The 15,671-nt window shown below is 73.9% G+C and carries 13 protein-coding genes and 1 pseudogene; 4 read left to right on the top strand and 10 right to left on the bottom strand.

The features are described from left to right. Positions 1-41 precede the first annotated feature (41 nt). The 5 genes and pseudogenes from ACZ4M5_RS13800 to xylB form a co-directional block, all read right to left on the bottom strand. Positions 42-1,139, bottom strand: coding sequence for a bifunctional class I SAM-dependent methyltransferase/NUDIX hydrolase (locus ACZ4M5_RS13800; protein ID WP_467736582.1), 1,098 nt, complete (start codon positions 1,137-1,139; stop codon positions 42-44). A 123-nt stretch (positions 1,140-1,262) separates the two neighbouring features. Further along, positions 1,263-1,658, bottom strand: a complete 396-nt coding sequence (locus ACZ4M5_RS13795) for a luciferase domain-containing protein (RefSeq protein WP_467736242.1) — start codon at positions 1,656-1,658, stop codon at positions 1,263-1,265. A gap of 92 nt (positions 1,659-1,750) precedes the next feature. Beyond that, positions 1,751-2,353, bottom strand: a complete 603-nt coding sequence (locus tag ACZ4M5_RS13790) for an N-acetylmuramoyl-L-alanine amidase (RefSeq protein ID WP_467736240.1) — start codon at positions 2,351-2,353, stop codon at positions 1,751-1,753. 254 nt (positions 2,354-2,607) lie between these two features. Beyond that, positions 2,608-3,817, bottom strand: a pseudogene (locus tag ACZ4M5_RS13785) (ROK family protein). A 14-nt stretch (positions 3,818-3,831) separates the two neighbouring features. Continuing rightward, complete coding sequence (gene xylB / locus ACZ4M5_RS13780) at positions 3,832-5,277, bottom strand: xylulokinase (protein ID WP_467736238.1); 1,446 nt, start codon at positions 5,275-5,277, stop codon at positions 3,832-3,834. Between the two features lie 130 nt (positions 5,278-5,407). Between xylB and xylA the strand changes: the two genes are divergently transcribed. Next, the gene (gene xylA, locus ACZ4M5_RS13775; RefSeq protein WP_467736237.1) at positions 5,408-6,574 is read left to right on the top strand and encodes a xylose isomerase; all 1,167 of its coding nucleotides are present in this window, start codon (positions 5,408-5,410) and stop codon (positions 6,572-6,574) included. 340 nt (positions 6,575-6,914) lie between these two features. Here xylA and ACZ4M5_RS13770 read toward each other — a convergent pair whose 3' ends face one another. Then, positions 6,915-8,192: an SWIM zinc finger family protein gene (locus tag ACZ4M5_RS13770; RefSeq protein ID WP_467736235.1), complete on the bottom strand. Its 1,278-nt coding sequence runs from the start codon at positions 8,190-8,192 to the stop codon at positions 6,915-6,917. After that, positions 8,189-11,134 carry a DEAD/DEAH box helicase gene (locus ACZ4M5_RS13765; RefSeq protein ID WP_467736233.1) on the bottom strand — a complete coding sequence of 982 codons (2,946 nt, stop codon included), beginning with the start codon at positions 11,132-11,134 and terminating at the stop codon, positions 8,189-8,191. The genes ACZ4M5_RS13770 and ACZ4M5_RS13765 overlap by 4 nt, the downstream gene beginning before the upstream one ends. A 287-nt stretch (positions 11,135-11,421) precedes the next feature. Here ACZ4M5_RS13765 and ACZ4M5_RS13760 point away from each other — a divergent pair, with 287 nt between their 5' ends. Further along, entirely contained in the window at positions 11,422-11,604 is a 183-nt protein-coding gene (locus tag ACZ4M5_RS13760) for a hypothetical protein (RefSeq protein WP_467736231.1), read from the top strand. A 120-nt stretch (positions 11,605-11,724) separates the two neighbouring features. On the opposite strand, the gene ACZ4M5_RS13755 is transcribed toward ACZ4M5_RS13760, so the two are convergent. Together ACZ4M5_RS13755 and ACZ4M5_RS13750 are read right to left on the bottom strand one after the other, a co-directional pair. Beyond that, positions 11,725-12,588, bottom strand: a complete 864-nt coding sequence (locus tag ACZ4M5_RS13755) for a hypothetical protein (protein ID WP_467736229.1) — start codon at positions 12,586-12,588, stop codon at positions 11,725-11,727. Between the two features lie 134 nt (positions 12,589-12,722). After that, positions 12,723-13,019, bottom strand: a complete 297-nt coding sequence (locus tag ACZ4M5_RS13750) for a hypothetical protein (RefSeq protein ID WP_467736580.1) — start codon at positions 13,017-13,019, stop codon at positions 12,723-12,725. Positions 13,020-13,118: 99 nt separating this feature from the next. Here ACZ4M5_RS13750 and ACZ4M5_RS13745 point away from each other — a divergent pair, with 99 nt between their 5' ends. Further along, the gene (locus ACZ4M5_RS13745; protein WP_467736227.1) at positions 13,119-14,021 is read left to right on the top strand and encodes an oxygenase MpaB family protein; all 903 of its coding nucleotides are present in this window, start codon (positions 13,119-13,121) and stop codon (positions 14,019-14,021) included. Between the two features lie 95 nt (positions 14,022-14,116). On the opposite strand, the gene ACZ4M5_RS13740 is transcribed toward ACZ4M5_RS13745, so the two are convergent. Then, complete coding sequence (locus ACZ4M5_RS13740; protein WP_467736225.1) at positions 14,117-14,719, bottom strand: class I SAM-dependent methyltransferase; 603 nt, start codon at positions 14,717-14,719, stop codon at positions 14,117-14,119. A gap of 152 nt (positions 14,720-14,871) precedes the next feature. Here ACZ4M5_RS13740 and ACZ4M5_RS13735 point away from each other — a divergent pair, with 152 nt between their 5' ends. Next, positions 14,872-15,645: an MHYT domain-containing protein gene (locus tag ACZ4M5_RS13735; RefSeq protein WP_467736223.1), complete on the top strand. Its 774-nt coding sequence runs from the start codon at positions 14,872-14,874 to the stop codon at positions 15,643-15,645. The last annotated feature ends 26 nt before the right edge of the window (positions 15,646-15,671 follow it).

Below are 15,671 nucleotides of genomic sequence, written 5' to 3'. Positions count from 1 at the left end.
CCACGCGGGAACGGCCGAAAAAACACACCCCTCCGGGTGCCTCAGCCGTCGCCCGTTCCGGTGGCGTACGGGGTGAAGTGGGCAGGGTCGTGGTCGATGGGCAGGCCGGGCCGCCACGCGGTGAGGGCCTGCGCACTGCACACGAACAACTGCTCCGGCAGCCGGTCGAGAGCGAACCAGCGCCAGCGGCCCACGTTCTCGCCGGGCTGGTCCGCCGGCTCGCCCCGCCATGCGGTGACCTCGGCCGCCACGGTCACCCGGACGACACCGCCCACCTCGTCCAGCAGCGTCCCCAGCAACCGGACGTCCTCCGGCCGCGCCTCGATCCCGGTCTCCTCGCGGAGTTCGCGCACAGCCGTCTCCCGCAGCGACTCGCCCGGCTCCACCGTGCCGCCCGGCAGCTCCCACGTCCCGCGCCGGTGACGGCCCAGCAGCAACCCGCGCGGACCGTACAGCACCGCACCGACCCCGAGCGCCGCGTGGGCGGGCGGCGGTCTGCCCACGCGCGGCCGGGAGGACACGCGGACGGGCCTGGTGACCTGGAACAGCAGATAGGAAGCGTGGTTGCCCTCCTGCGGCGCATCGAGGACGTCGACCCGCTCCACCCGCAGTCCGTACTCGGTGAGCAACTCCGTCCACAGGTCCGGTGTGAGCACCCACATGTGCACCGTCACCTCACCGCCGCCGGCCAGCCGCAGGATCTCGGGCCGCGAGCGGACCCGGTCCGACGGCCCGTCACCGGCCGAATCGGTGCGCAGCACCGTGAAGCAGAGCCTGCCGCCCGGCTTCAGTGCCCCGGACAGGGCGGGCAGCAGCCGGTGCGGATCGATGTACGGCACGGCGTTGGCCGAGTAGACCACGTCGTACGGCTCCGCCGAGCGCAGGTGCTCCACCGCGTCGGCCAGGACCAGCCGCAGTCCGGGCAGCGTGCCGTAGCGGGCGCGCGCCCGTTCGTACTGGCCCTCCGCGCTGTCGACCGCGTCCACCTGTGCGCCGTGGGCCCGGACCAGATGGGCGGCGTGCCGCGCCGTACCGCATCCGAGGTCGAGCACCCGGCGTCCCGTCAGTTCGCCGAGGATCCCGGCGTCCGGCCCCCCGCCCTCGAACCCCCAGTCGATCCGCTCCGCCTCCGGCAGCACCGTGCCCCGCCGCAGGTGGTGTGCCCCGTACGCGTCCCAGGCCCGGGCGTTGACGTCCTCCGCCGCAGGAACGTCCTGCGCGCGGACGGCGCCGGCCCCGCCCTCGCCCTCTCCCGCCAAGACTCAGCCGCCCGCGACGGCGTCCCGGGGGAGCACCCTGACCCGGTGGAAGTTGCAGCCGGCAAGCCGCGGGCCGCGGTCCGCGGGCGAGGCCTGGTGTGCCTTGAGGGCGATGCTCAGCAGGCTCAGCAGCAGGTCGACGTCCGCCTCGCAGTCGAGGTGGACCGTCACCCAGTCCGATCCGGGGACCAGGTGGATCGCGCTCGAGCCGGACAGGTTGTGATGGAAGCGCCGGATGGCTCTGTCCGTGAGGTGCAGGTCGACGTCCCGGGCCGAGTGGAAGTGGACGATCTCGTCGTTGACGGAGCGCAACGCCCGTCCGGTACCGCAACTCGCCGGGCCCGCCATGAGGTCGGGCCAGGCCTGCAGGCGCTCGATGGCGCGCTGGGCCAGACTCATGGCCCTATGGTCGCGCGATCACCCGCCCGCAACCAGGGGTTGAGCGATTCGTAACCGGGACGTGAGGTGGTCCGGCGCGTGCGGGACCGCGTTCAGGAGTGGTCGCGGACGAGTCTGAGATAGCGCTTCCAGTCCCAGTGCCGGCCGGGATCCGTGTGGTCGCTGCCCGGTACCTCGTGATGCCCGATGATGTGCGCGCGGTCGCGGGGGATGCCGTACCGCTCGCAGATCGACGCGGTGAGCCGGGCCGACCGCTCGTACATGACGTCCGTGAAGAAGCCAGGCCGGTCCACCCAGCCCTCGTGCTCGATGCCGATGCTGCGGGTGTTGTAGTCCCAGTTCCCCGCGTGCCAGGCGATGTCGGACTCGCGTACGCACTGCGCCACGCGTCCGTCCGACGACCGCACGACGTAGTGGGCGGAGACCTTCTCGCGCGGGTCGCGGAACACGGACAGCGTGCCGGTGTAGGTCGTCTGCGCGACATGGATGACGACGAAGTCCAGCGGATGGGCCCGGGGGCGGTTCGCGGGCGTGTAGTTGGACCGGCTCGCCGGATGCCACGCGGATCCGGGGTGGTCGACGGTCCGTGCCCCGGCAGCGGCGGCCCGGGCCGGGAACAGGGCACACGGGAGGGCGGTCAGGGCGGCGCCCACGAGGAGGCCTCGCCTGCTGGGGACGGCAGTCGTGTGGTTCATGTGGGATTCCTTCCGGGGCCGGTGGACGGTGCCGTGCGATCGACTGGGTGGCGGTGGCCGCGGTGGGTGCGGCTCGCGTCGATCAAGTTACGGCGCCTGCCGGGCGGTCGGAGGGAAGCGTCGGCTTTCCGTGGACGAGGCCGGTGATGTGCACAACTAGCTCACCCGTACGGGGTATTGCGGATCTCGCGAGCAGCGGGACGCCGGTGGGACGAGAGAGGGCGGAGGGGGCGCCGGTGGGACGGGAGCCGCCCTCACCGCTGCGCGGCGAATGCCGCCGGGTCGTCGAGGACCGCCCGCACCACCGAGTGCGCGGCCCCCAGCAGAGGGCCTTCCGGGCCCAGCCGAGACACGGACACCGGGCAGGCGGGTCCCGCCGTGCGCCGCGCCAACTCCTCCCGCAGGGAGGGCAGGAGCCACGGTGCCAGCCCGGACAGCTCCCCGCCCAGCACGACGCTCTCCGGATCGAGCAGGTTGACCGCCCCGGTCAGGGCGACCCCGAGTGCGGATCCGGCGTCCCGCAGGGCGCGGCGGACGTCCTCGTCGCCCTCCGCTGCACGACCCGCGAGTGCTCCCACCCGGTCCCGGTCGGGCTCCAGGCCGGCCGCCCGCAGCACCGCCTCCTCACCGGCGTACTGCTCCAGGCAGCCGCGGCCCCCGCACACGCACTCCGGCCCGTCGGGGGCGGACCGGCACGTGGCCCAGCTCGCCCGCGAACCCGCGGGTTCCGCGCAGGAGTCCGCCGTCCACGACGAGCGCGGCGCCGATGCCGATCTCCGCCGACACGTGCAGGAAGTCGCCCGGTGTGTCCTCACCGAGCCAGAGTTCGGCCAGCGCCCCGAAGTTGGCCTCGTTGTCCACGGTCGGCGGCCATTCCGCCGGCAGCAGCGCGCCGAGGTCGGTGTCGCGCCAGTCGAGGTTGGGTGCGCGGACCACGGTCCGGCCGTCGCGCGCCACCAGGCCCGGCACGGCCACGGCCAGGCCCGCCGGCCACAGTCCTTCGCTCTCCGCCTCGGAGACGACCTGGCGGATCAGTTCGGTGAGTTCCGCGATCACGGGTTCGGGGGAGCGGCCGCGGTTCGCTCCCTGCCGTATCGCCCGTGCGCGGGTCGTGCCGGTGAGGTCGACGGCGCAGACGGCGAGGTGGTCGACGCCGACCTCCGCGCCGATCCCGGCCGGGCCGCGTCCGCTGACGGCGAGGGCGGAGCCCGGCCGGCCCACCCGCCCGGGCCGCTCGGGTCCCAGTTCGTCCAGCAGTCCCGCCCGGATCAGCTCGTCGACGAGCGTCGAGACCGCGGCCCGGGTCAGACCGATCCGTGAGGCGACGGCGGCCCGCGAGAGCGGCCCCTCGGCCCGGACGGCGTGCATGACACGGGCGAGATTGCGGCGGCGCATCCCCTGCTGCGTGTCGGGCAGCGCGCGTCGCCGCCCGGTCGGGTGGGCCTCGTGCAGCGGTGCGGTCATGCCTGAGCCAGTCCTCAGTCGGTGCGGGTGGGACGCTCCAGCAGCGGAGCCGCGTCGGAGAGTACCCCGGCGATCCTGGCCAGCGTCTCCTCGTCCCGCTCGACGGCGTCGAGCACCGGACCGGCGGCGGTGCCCCAGCGGCGTGCCACGGCCGCCGGGTCCTCGCCGGTCAGCAGGCCGGCCGCCTGCGCGGCGGCGCCCAGGGCCACCAGTTCCTTCGCCTCGGGCACCTGCACCGGGCGTCCCGACAGGCGCCGCACGGTGTGCTGCCAGGCCGTGCCGCGGGCCCCTCCGCCGATCAGCAGCAGGGGCGCCGAGGGGTCGGCATCCTCGTCGAGCACCAAGTCGAGAGCGCCGAGCAGGGAGTGCACCGCACCGTCGTAGGCCGCCTGCAGGAGCTGGCCGGCGGTCGTGTCGTGGCGCAGGCCGTGCAGCAGCCCGGAGGCGTCGGGCAGGTTCGGGGTGCGTTCACCGTCCAGGAACGGAAGCAGCGTGACGGCCGTGCCGGGCTCGACGGCCTCGCGGTCCAGCCCCAGCAGCGTGGCCACGCGGTCCACGGCGAGCGTGCAGTTCAAGGTGCAGGCCAGCGGCAGCCAGTCGCCCCGGGCGTCGGCGAAGCCGGCCACCGTGCCCGTGGGGTCGGCGGGCCGCCTGCGGGACACCGCGTACACCGTGCCCGACGTGCCGAGGCTCATCACCGCGACACCCGGGGGGACCCCGAGGCCCAGCGCCGCCGCGGCGTTGTCGCCGGTACCGGGGGCGACCAGAGTGCCCTTCGAGAACGGCAGATCGTGGCTGTCGCGGACCGTACCCGCGATCTCGCCGGGCCGGACCACGCGCGGCAGCAGCGCCGGATCGAGACCCACGTGCGCCAGGATCTCGTCGTCGTACGCCTCCGTGCCGGAGGACCACCAGCCCGTACCGGAGGCGTCGCCTCGGTCCGTGGTGCCCTGACCGGTGAGCCGCTCGGTCAGGTAGTCGTGGGGCAGGCGCACGGCCTTCGTTGCGCGGACCGCCTCCGGCTCGTGCGCGGCCAGCCACGCCCACTTGGTGACCGTGAAGGAGGCCGTGGGAACGCTGCCGGTGCGCTCGGCCCAGACCTTCGTCCCGCCCAGCTCCTCCGTCAGACGCCCTGCCTGGGGTGCCGAGCGCACGTCGTTCCACAGCAGGGCGGGCCGCACCGGCTCGCCCCGGCCGTCCAACGTGACCAGGCCGTGCTGCTGGCCGCCGACCGCGACCGCGGCGGCCTCGTGCGCCGGCTCGCCGCACTGGTGCAGCGCCTCGCACAGCGCGTCCCACCACTGGCGCGGATCGCTCTCGCGCCCCGCTCCCGAGGTGACCGTGTGGGGCGCCTGGCCACTGGCGACGACCCGGCCGGTGGCCGCGTCGACGACCAGCGCCTTGGTGGACTGGGTGGACGAATCCACGCCGACGACGAGCGGACCCTCGGCTGCTGACATCGGGTTTCTCCCTACTGCGCGCGGCACGTGCCTGTGTTCGGGGGCACCTTGTCCCTTCCCAGGAAGGTGCTCGCATACTAATTTGTAAACCGGCATGACGAAATAGCCTCAGCGAGCAAGGAGCCGCGGCATGAACTACCAGCCCACCCCCGAGGACAGGTTCACCTTCGGCCTGTGGACCGTCGGCTGGCAGGGACGGGACCCCTTCGGTGACGCCACCCGGCGCGCCCTGGACCCGGCCGAGACGGTGCAGCGCCTGGCCGAGCTCGGCGCGCACGGCGTCACCTTCCACGACGACGACCTGATCCCGTTCGGCTCGAGCGACACCGAGCGCGAGAACCACATCAAGCGCTTCCGGCAGGCGCTGGACGCCACGGGCATGAAGGTCCCGATGGCCACGACCAACCTCTTCACGCACCCGGTCTTCAAGGACGGCGCCTTCACCGCCAACGACCGCGACGTACGCCGCTACGCCCTGCGCAAGACCATCCGCAACATCGACCTCGCGGCCGAGCTCGGCGCCCAGGTCTACGTGGCCTGGGGTGGCCGCGAGGGAGCCGAGTCCGGTGCCGCCAAGGACGTCCGCGCCGCCCTGGACCGGATGAAGGAGGCCTTCGACCTCCTCGGCGAGTACGTCACGTCCCAGGGCTACGACCTGCGCTTCGCCATCGAGCCGAAGCCGAACGAGCCGCGCGGCGACATCCTGCTGCCGACCGTCGGCCACGCGCTGGCGTTCATCGAACGCCTGGAGCGCCCCGAGCTGTACGGCGTGAACCCCGAGGTGGGGCACGAGCAGATGGCCGGCCTGAACTTCCCGCACGGCATCGCCCAGGCCCTGTGGGCGGGCAAGCTCTTCCACATCGACCTCAACGGCCAGTCCGGCATCAAGTACGACCAGGACCTGCGCTTCGGCGCCGGGGACCTGCGCGCCGCGTTCTGGCTGGTCGACCTGCTGGAGTCGGCCGGTTACACCGGCCCGCGCCACTTCGACTTCAAGCCGCCGCGCACCGAGGACCTCGACGGCGTGTGGGCCTCGGCGGCCGGCTGCATGCGCAACTACCTCATCCTCAAGGAGCGCGCCGCCGCGTTCCGCGCCGATCCGGAAGTCCAGGAGGCACTGCGCGCGGCCCGGCTGGACGAGCTGGCGCAGCCGACCGCGGCGGACGGCCTCCAGGCCCTGCTCGCCGACCGGACGGCCTTCGAGACGTTCGACGTCGAGGCCGCCGCCGCGCGCGGCATGGCGTTCGAGCACCTGGACCAGCTGGCCATGGACCACCTGCTCGGGGCCCGCGGCTGACCCCCGCGCGCGCGTGGCCCCGGTTCGTGCCGCCACGCGCGCGTGGCCGTTGTGGGTGCCACCCCGCGCGTGTGGGTGCCACCACGCGCGCGAAGACCCGCCGGCCGGACGTCGCGACCGGCCGGCGCGGTGGTCCCCGCACGCGCCTCGCACCCTCGCTCCTGCCGTCCCCGAGGGCCGACGGGTTGGAGCTCCGACTCCGTGTTCGGCCACCGTCCGGGCCTGCTTTCCGGGCCAGAGCTCCAACGCTGAGTACAGGGCAGCGATCACACCGGCCCACCGACCGGAGCCCTGGCGCCGGACTCAGGTCACCTCCAGGTGCGCCCGACGCGCGTCACCCTCACGGTCCGACCTTTCCCCCCGGTTCCCCCGGTTCCCCCGGTGCGGGCTCCGCGGCGGCCAGAGCCGTGGCCGGGTCCCGGGTGGGCTCTCCGGCGGGCTGCCAGCGGCCGCGTTCCTTGCGGTAGGGCCACCAGCGGCCGTCACGGCCGAGGCGTAGCTGGGTCGCCGAGCCCACCGGTGTCCACCGGTTGCCCCGCGCCCGCAGCGCGGGTCGTTCCTCCGGGTCCCAGGCCGCCTCCAGGGCGGCACGCGCGCGTGCGAGGGCCTCGCCCTCGACCTGCCACTCCTCGTCGAGCACGGACAGGGCGTCCGGGCCGCCCAGACGCCAGGCGCGGACGGCCGTCGCCAGTCCCTCGCGTCCCCGCCCCGACCCGTCGGCCAGCCGGTCGGCCACGTCCCGAGCCGGATCGCCCGCGGCCAGCCGCACCGCGTCCTGTCCGGACGTCAGCTGCACCCCGGGGTCGCCTTCGAGCGCCCGGGCGAGCAGCCGGTGGGCATGCACGGCGGTGCGTGCCGCCAGGTACTCCAGTGCCGTCGGGTCCACGCCGGGCGCGGGCGGCGTATCGGTGTCGAGGGAGGGCGGCGTCCCCGGTTCGTCCGGCGGCCAGGGCAGGGCCGGAAGCGGCGGCAGGATGTCACCGGCCGCGTACGCCTCGGCCGCGTCCACCCCGTCCGGCTCGGCGGGGTCCGGAACGGCGTGTGCTCCGCTGCGCGCCTGGAGGTTCTCCAGCAGGGCGGGTTCGGTCCGCCCGCGCATCAGCAGCAGCACGAACGGGTCCTGGTCGAGCAGCCGCGCGACTTCGTAGCAGAGCGCCGCGGTGTGCCCGCAGTGGTCCCAGGCGTCACAGTCGCACTCCGGTTCCAGGTCGCCGATCCCCGGCAGCAGGTCGACACCCGCGCTCGCCGCGTCCTCCACGAGGTGCGGCGGCATCTCCCGGTCCAGCAGCGCTGCCACGTGACCGGCCCGCTCCACCGTCATGTCGAGGAAACGGTCCCACTGCGCGGGCGAGAGCTCGGACAGCAGGACGTCGGCCCGGTGGGCCGTGCCGTCGCGGTCCTGCACGACGGCCGTGAGCCGGCCCGGGCGCACCGACACCGCGCCGACCGCTCCCGCCCGGGCCAGCCGCCGGCCCGCCTTGAGCTGCGCCAGGTCGAGCGCGGTGTCCTCCAGCGCCTGCAGCCAGGCCCGGCCCCACCAACTCGCGGTGAACGCCTTGCCGCGGGCGGGCGGCAGCGCGGCGAACGTCCGCTCCGGGGCGTCGTCGTACCGGTTCATCGCACGCCCTCTCGCAGCTCGACCAGGTCGGCCAGTTCGGCGTCCGTCAGTTCCGTCAGCGCGGACTCGCCGGAGCCCAGGACCGCGTCCGCGAGTTCCCGTTTACGGGCCAGGAGTTCGGCGATGCGGTCCTCCACGGTTCCCTCCGCGATGATGCGGTGCACCTGCACCGGCCGCGTCTGGCCGATGCGGTACGCGCGGTCGGTCGCCTGCGCCTCGACGGCAGGGTTCCACCAGCGGTCGTAGTGCACCACGTGCTCGGCCCGGGTCAGGTTCAGCCCGGTGCCCGCCGCCTTCAGCGACAGCAGGAACACCGGCACCTCACCGCCCTGGAACCGCCGCACCATGGCCTCGCGTTCGGCGACGGACGTGCCGCCGTGCAGGAACTGCGAGGGCGTGCCGCGCCCGGTCAGATGGCGTTCCAGGAGGCGGGCCATCTGCACGTACTGCGTGAAGACCAGGACACCGGCCCCCTCGGCGAGGATCGTGGTCAGCAGCTCGTCCAGCAGCTCCAGCTTCCCGGAGCGCCCGGAGATCACCGGCCGCTCCTCCTTGAGGTACTGGGCCGGGTGGTTGCAGATCTGCTTGAGACCGGTCAGCAGCTTCACGATCAGGCCCCGCCGGGCCATGCTGCCCGCGCTGGAGATCTCCGCCAGCGCCTCGCGCACCACGGCCTCGTACAGCGCCGTCTGCTCCTGGGTGAGCAGGACGGCGTGGTCCGTCTCCGTCTTAGGCGGCAGCTCGGGGGCGATGCCCGGGTCGGACTTGCGGCGGCGCAGCAGGAACGGCCGTACCAGCCGGGCCAGACGGTCGGCGGCCGCCGGGTCCCGGCCGCCCTCGACCGCCTCCGCGTACCGTCGCCGGAAGGTGCCGAGCCGGCCCAGCAGTCCCGGAGTCGCCCAGTCGAGGATCGCCCACAGCTCCGACAGGTTGTTCTCCACCGGGGTGCCGGTGAGGGCCACACGCGCGCGTGCGCCGATGGAACGCAGCTCACGCGCGGTGGAGGAGTACGGGTTCTTCACGTGCTGGGCCTCGTCCGCCACGAGCATGCCCCACGGCACCGCACCGAGCCGGCCCGCGTCCAGGCGCATGGTGCCGTACGTGGTGAGGACGAACTCACCCGGCGCGAGGTCCTCCAGGGAGCGCCGCGCGCCGTGGAAGCGCCGTACCGGGACGCCCGGGGCGAACCGCTCGATCTCCCGTTGCCAGTTCCCCATCAGCGACGTCGGGCAGACCACGAGGGTCGGCCCCGCGGACCGTGCGTCGGTCTGCCGGTGCAGATGCAGGGAGATCAGGGTGACCGTCTTGCCGAGACCCATGTCGTCGGCGAGGCAGCAGCCCAGCCCCAGCGAGGTCATGCTCGCCAGCCAGTTGAGCCCCCGCCGCTGGTAGTCGCGCAGGGTGGCAGCGAGGGCGGCGGGCTGCTCGACGGGCTGCTGCGCCTCGGGATCGGCGAGCCGCGCCTTCAGCATCGCGAGCCACCCCGTGGGCCGTGCCTCCACCCGGTGGCCCTCGACCTCGGCCCAGCCCGTCAGGGCCACGCCCAGCGCGTCCACCGGGGCGACCTTGTGGTCCTGCCGGGAGCGGGCCAGGCGCACCTCCTGCGGGTCGACCAGGACCCACTGGTCGCGCAGCCGCACCACGGGGCGCTTGGCCTCGGCGAGGCGGTCCAGTTCCGCGCGGCTGAGCTGCCGGTCGCCCAGCGCGAACGACCAGGTGAAGGAGAGCAGCGCGTCGGCGGAGAGGAACGACGGGGCCACCCCGGGACTCCGCCCGGCCTGCACCTCGTCGTCCGGATGCGTGCCGCTGTCGGAGGGGCCCACCTCCGCGCGCGTGGTGAGCTTCCGGGTCAGTCCCCTGGGCCAGTGCACCTCCACCCCGGCCGCCGCCAGGGCCCGGGCCCCTGCGCCCAGCAGGTCGACGACCTCCTCGTCGGCGAGCGCCACCGCGTCCGGCACGGCCGCCGACATCAGGGGAGCGAGCGGCGTCCAGGCGCGGGCCGCCCGCCGCAGCGCGAGCAGGGCGTCCATCCGCGCGCGCGGGCCGAAGGCCTCGCCGCCGGCCCAGAGGTCCGCGGCGTCCGCCACGAGCGCCGGGTCACTGACGCTGTGGACCTGCAGCACGGCCCGGAAGGCCACGTCCGCGTCGAGACCCTCCGGGTCGCTCGCCCCGTCCGTCCCGCGGTCTTCGGGTCCCTCCGCCCCGGTGTCCCCGGTGCCCCCGGGGCCGTCCGTCCCGGTGTCTCCACGTCCGTCCGCCTCGATGTCCGGCAGTCCGTCCGTCTCGATCCGCAGCGACAGCCGCACGCCCGCGTCGTGGCCGGCGGCGATGTCGGCGGCCCAGGCGCGCTGCCCGGGCAGGTGCACCGGGCCGAGCGACGCGTAGGCGTCGCCGCCGGTCACCAAGGGAGCGGCGGGGGAGCGGGGCAGGGTGTCGGCCACCGCGTCGAGGAAGGCCCTCAGGAGCGGCTCCGGCCGGGGCAGCCGCAAGGGGCCCGGGCCGTCCAGCGGCACGGCATGCGCCTCCGGCGGCATCGCGGCGGCGAGGCGGCGTACGGCCTCGACGTCCTCGGCGTGCAGCGGGCCGGCGCGCCAGGCGTCGTGGTCACCCGGCGACAGTCCCGGCAGCAGCAGGCCGCGCGACAGGAGCTGCAGTGCGTGCAGGGCCGCCGCGCCCCAGAACGCCGCCGACCGGTGGTCCCCGGTGTCGGCACGCACGCGTGTCAGGACCGGCAGGGCGGTGCGCAACGGCAGCAGGGCCGCGGGCACCGTCGCTCTCTCGACCCCGTCGTCTCCGGCGACGACGACATCGAGATCGACCACGGTCGGGTCGGCGAGGGCCGGTGCCGCCGCGGGCGACGGCGCAGGAAGAGGTGGCAGCGTGCCGTCGGGCCGCCAGAAGGCGATGCCGCCGGTGCGCGGCGGGTCGCCGGGTAGGAACACGGCATGACAGCGGGTCAGTTCGAGGGTCTCGGAGGAGGATTCCCGGGGTGTCGACTGCTCGGTTATGACTCAGTCCTCAAATTTGACTAGCAGAGCGGAGTCGCCGAGAATACAGCACTTCCGCCGCCCATGGGTACGACAAAGCTGTGAACCGGGTCACCATGGAGTCTCAGGGGCGCCTCGGGGTCCGGCCTCAGGGATGTCTCAGGGTCGTGGATCGGAACCGGCGTGGGCGCGGATCCGTTTCCGGGACAGAGAGCGGCATCGGCCGCGAAGGAGGCGACGACATGTCCAACAACGCCAAGATCGCCGTGGGGGGTGTGGCGGTCGGGCTCATCCTGCTGATCTGGCTGCCCTGGTGGGCGGCGCTCCTGATCGTCCTGGGCGTCCCGGCCGCGGCGTACCTCACCCTGGACCCGTCACAGCGGCGCAGGCTGCGCCGTGCCACACGCAAGGAGATCGGCCGGTGAGGCGCCCGGGAACGCGGAGCGTCGGCACCCACTGACGCACCGCGTGGACGGGCCACCGGCGCAAGCCCGTGACGCGCGACGGGTGGTGCGGCCGGGACGCCGGGCCGGGCCCGGACCGGCTCAATTGGGCCGGACGGCCATCTTGTCCAGCGCTTCGAGGAGACCCGGCAGCTCCGGCCCCCTGCCCACGGGCAGGACCTCGCCCGGCTCGTCGTCGAGCAGCACGAAAGCGATGTCGTCGGTCCGGGCGACCAGGGACCAGCCCGGTCCGTCGGCCCGCAGGATCCGGGCGTCTCCCGGCGCGAACGACGAACGGACCCGGCCCAGCGGCGGTGGCGTGTCGAGGTAGGTGCGTGCTTCGGCGAGAGCCCGCCGGATGCCGCTGTGACCGGTCGTCCGCCCGTTCTCCCCGACGCCCTGCGCGCCGCCCTGCGCGTCGCCTGCCGTGCTGCCCTCCTCGCTCGCGGACCCGGTGGGCCGTGGATAGGCCGCGTCGACCTGCTCCCGCCACATCGCCCACTGCAGGGCGATCTCGTCCGCTCCGAGGCGTCGCTGGGCCGGGCCCCAGACGCCGGTGTCCGGCGGTGTCAGCGGGGGTCGGTCGTCGATGTCCGGGCCGGGATCGTGCGGTGCGGGCACGCCGGGCGCCGCGACGGCGACCGCGAGCGGCCAGCCGGGCAGCGCGGACACGACCGTGCGCTCGTCCGGGGACAGCTCGTACTCCATGCCGCAGTCCCACGACGCGATCGCGACGGCCACCAGGGAGACGTCGTCGGTGACCACGGTCCACCGGGCGCCCTCGCCGTCCTGGCCGAGCACCAGCCCGTACCCGTCCGCGAGCGGGGCGAGACCGAGCGCCGCACAGGCCTCGGGGTAGTCGTCGCCGAGCACACTCGGGAACTTCGCCGGCGTCAGCAGCACCGCCGTGAGCACGTAGAGCGCGTCGTCCTCGGCGGTGACGGCGACCTCGTCCGTCCCGGCCATCCCAGCCTCCCCATCGGTTCGTCCAACCGCGCGCACCCTAGTGTGCGCGGAAGCCGCTTGTCACGACCCCGCCGGGCGCGCGAGCTGCAGTTTTCCGGCGGACGGGGGCGAATCGGCCGCCGCGGAGGGACAGGTCACTGCGTCGGCAGCCCCAGCAGCTCCCGGGCCACCGCCTCGGGCGACCGGCCGCGCTCTCGCGCGAGCGCGATCACGGCCCGGCAGGCCAGTTCGTTGACGCCGAACGACAGGGCCTCCGGCGACACCCAGCCGGCCGCCTCATCGGCCCGTTCCTGATCGTCCTCGGCGCAGGCCGTGACATAGGACGCCGCGGCCTCGAACAGGTTGTGCGGGCGTCCGTCCCCGCCGGCCTTCGGTTCCGTGCGCAAGGCGTGCGCGACCCTGTCCCCGGCCCTGCGGACCCTGCCCCACATGTCGACCACCCTTCCCCCGGTGTGTGTGAACTGCCGTGCCGTCATATCGGCTCCTCCAACGTAAAGTTGCGGGACTCGTGGCAGAAGGGGGACCGCACGGTGAAGCGATACGCGCGTCTGGAACAGATCCGGCAGATGGACCCGAACCGGCAGGCCACGGACATCTACCGGCTGAGCGTGGCCTACGAGTTCCCCTGGGACTACACGAGGGCGCTGGAGCTGGCGCTGTACCGCACGTACGCCGTCCCGAGCATCGGCCGGCTGCTCGCCCGCACGGCGGAGCTCACCGAGCGCGCGCAGAAGCGCTACGACGACACCGCGCTGCTCCTGGACGCCGTCGTGGAACACGGTTTCGGCAGCGACCAGGGCAGGACGGCGATCCGCCGCATCAACGGGATGCACCGCAGCTACGACATCAGCGACGACGACATGCGCTACGTCCTGTGCACCTTCGTGGTCATGCCCAAGCGGTGGATCGACGCCTACGGCTGGCGGCGGATGTCACGCCACGAGATCGTCGCCTCCGTCGTGCACTACCGCACACTGGGCCGGCACATGGGCATCAAGGACATCCTCGGGACCTACGAGGAGTTCGAGGCCGTGCTCGACGCCTACGAAGCGGCCCACTTCGCCTGGGACGAGGAGGCGCGGCGCGTCTCGGACGCCACGCTCGATCTGATGGCCTCCTGGTACCCGGCGCCGCTCGCGCCGCTGCTGCGCACCACCACACTCTCGCTGCTCGACGACTCCCTGCTGCGGGCCTTCCGCTACACCCCGCCGAGCGCCGCCACGCGCGCGTGGGTGCGTCGCGCCGTCCGGCTGCGGGGCCGCGCCGTCCGGTTGCTGCCGCCACGCCGTGCACCGCACTTCGCCCGCCAGAACCGTGAGATCAAGGGCTACCCGAACGGCTACCGGATCGCCGACCTCGGCACCCGTCCGGTCCCCGGTCTGCGGGGCTGCCCGGTGCGGCGCGGGGAAGCCCCGGAGACCGGGACCGGGTGAGATCCCGACCGGGGCTGGCTGGGACATCGGGGTCCGGCGTCAGCGTCACCGCGACGGTCGCCGCGCCCACCGCTCGGCGCGTGCGCCCGGCAGCGTCAGATGTCCGACCGCACGGCCAGCGCGAGAAAGCGGTCGTCCTCGTCCACGTACGACGTCAGCCGCCAGCCCGCGCCGGCCAGCAGCGGACGGAGACGAGGCTCGGCGCGCAGGTCGTCCGGGGTGAGCGCGCGGCCGTGCCGTGCCGCGAGGCGCGCCCTGCCGATCGGGTGGAACAGGGCCAGCAGTCCGCCGGGGCGCACCACGCGCGCGAGTTCACGCAGGTTCGCGGCCGGATCCGGCAGGTGTGAGACGAGCCCCGCACCGAACACGGCGTCCAGTGAGCCCGACCGCACGGGAAGCGCGGCGACGTCCGCGAGGAGCAGCGCCCCGTCCCTGTCCCGCCCGGCGCGGACGGCCTCGCGCAGCATGGCCGGTGTCAGGTCGGCCCCGAGCACGACGCCCGAGGGACCGACGGCACCACGCAGCGGCGGCAGGGCGCGGCCGGTGCCGCACCCGGCGTCCAGCACCCGGCCGCCCGGTCGCAATCCGAGTTCCGCCACCGCGGCCGCGTAGGCGGGCCCGTCGTCGGGGAACCGGCTGTCCCAGTCGGCGGCGCGGGTTGTGAAGAACTCCTGGACACGCGTCTGGTCGTCGCTCATGTACGGCATGATTCCCCACCGGCACGAAGGACGCTTCGGTGCACACGTTCGAGCGTGACCCGATCGTTCCCAAGCATCCTTGCGTCACATTGCACCTACTTTCGAAATGCGCCCCCTTCACGCGGCGTGCCCGGGTCTAGCGTCCCGGGGCCATGGGACACCTGGACCACGCCGCCCTGGGGTGGCTGACCCCCGTGCTGTCGTACGTGATGGCCTGCACCGGCGCCGCGCTGGGACTGCGCTGCACCGTCCGCGCGCTCGCCACCACCGGACGCTCGCGCCGCAACTGGCTCCTCACCGCCGCCTCGGCGATCGGCACCGGCATCTGGACCATGCACTTCGTGGCCATGCTCGGATTCAGCGTCGCCGGCACCGACATCCGCTACGACGTGCCGCTCACACTGCTGAGCCTGATGGTCGCCATGGTCGTCGTCTGCGCCGGCGTCTTCGCCGTCGGCTACAGCCGCGACCGCGGCCGGGCCCTCGTCCTCGGCGGACTCACCACCGGCGTCGGCGTGGCCAGCATGCACTACCTGGGCATGGCGGCCGTACGGCTGCACGGTGACGTGACGTACGACCCGCTGCTCGTCGGCCTGTCGGTCCTCATCGCCGTCGTCGCCGCCACGGCGGCCCTGTGGGCGGCGCTCAACATCAAGTCACCCGTGGCGGTCACCGTGGCCTCCCTGATCATGGGTGCCGCCGTCAGCAGCATGCACTACACCGGCATGTTCGCGGTGGCGGTGCGGGTGACGCCGTCGGCCGACGTCCTGCCCGGCGCCACGGCGATGCAGTTCATCTTCCCCCTCGCGGTCGGCCTGGGGTCCTACCTCTTCCTGACCTCCGCCTTCGTGGCGCTGTCACCGACAGTCGGGGAGCGCGAGGCCTCCGCGTCAGCCCAGCGGACGGTCGGCACAGCCCCCTCCTAGCCCTCCCAGCGACTCACCGTGCGGCC

The sequence above is a fragment of the Streptomyces sp. NPDC026246 genome (assembly GCF_055567995.1).
Note: the sequence above shows the minus strand (reverse complement) of the source record. Positions and strands in the feature narration are given on the sequence as shown.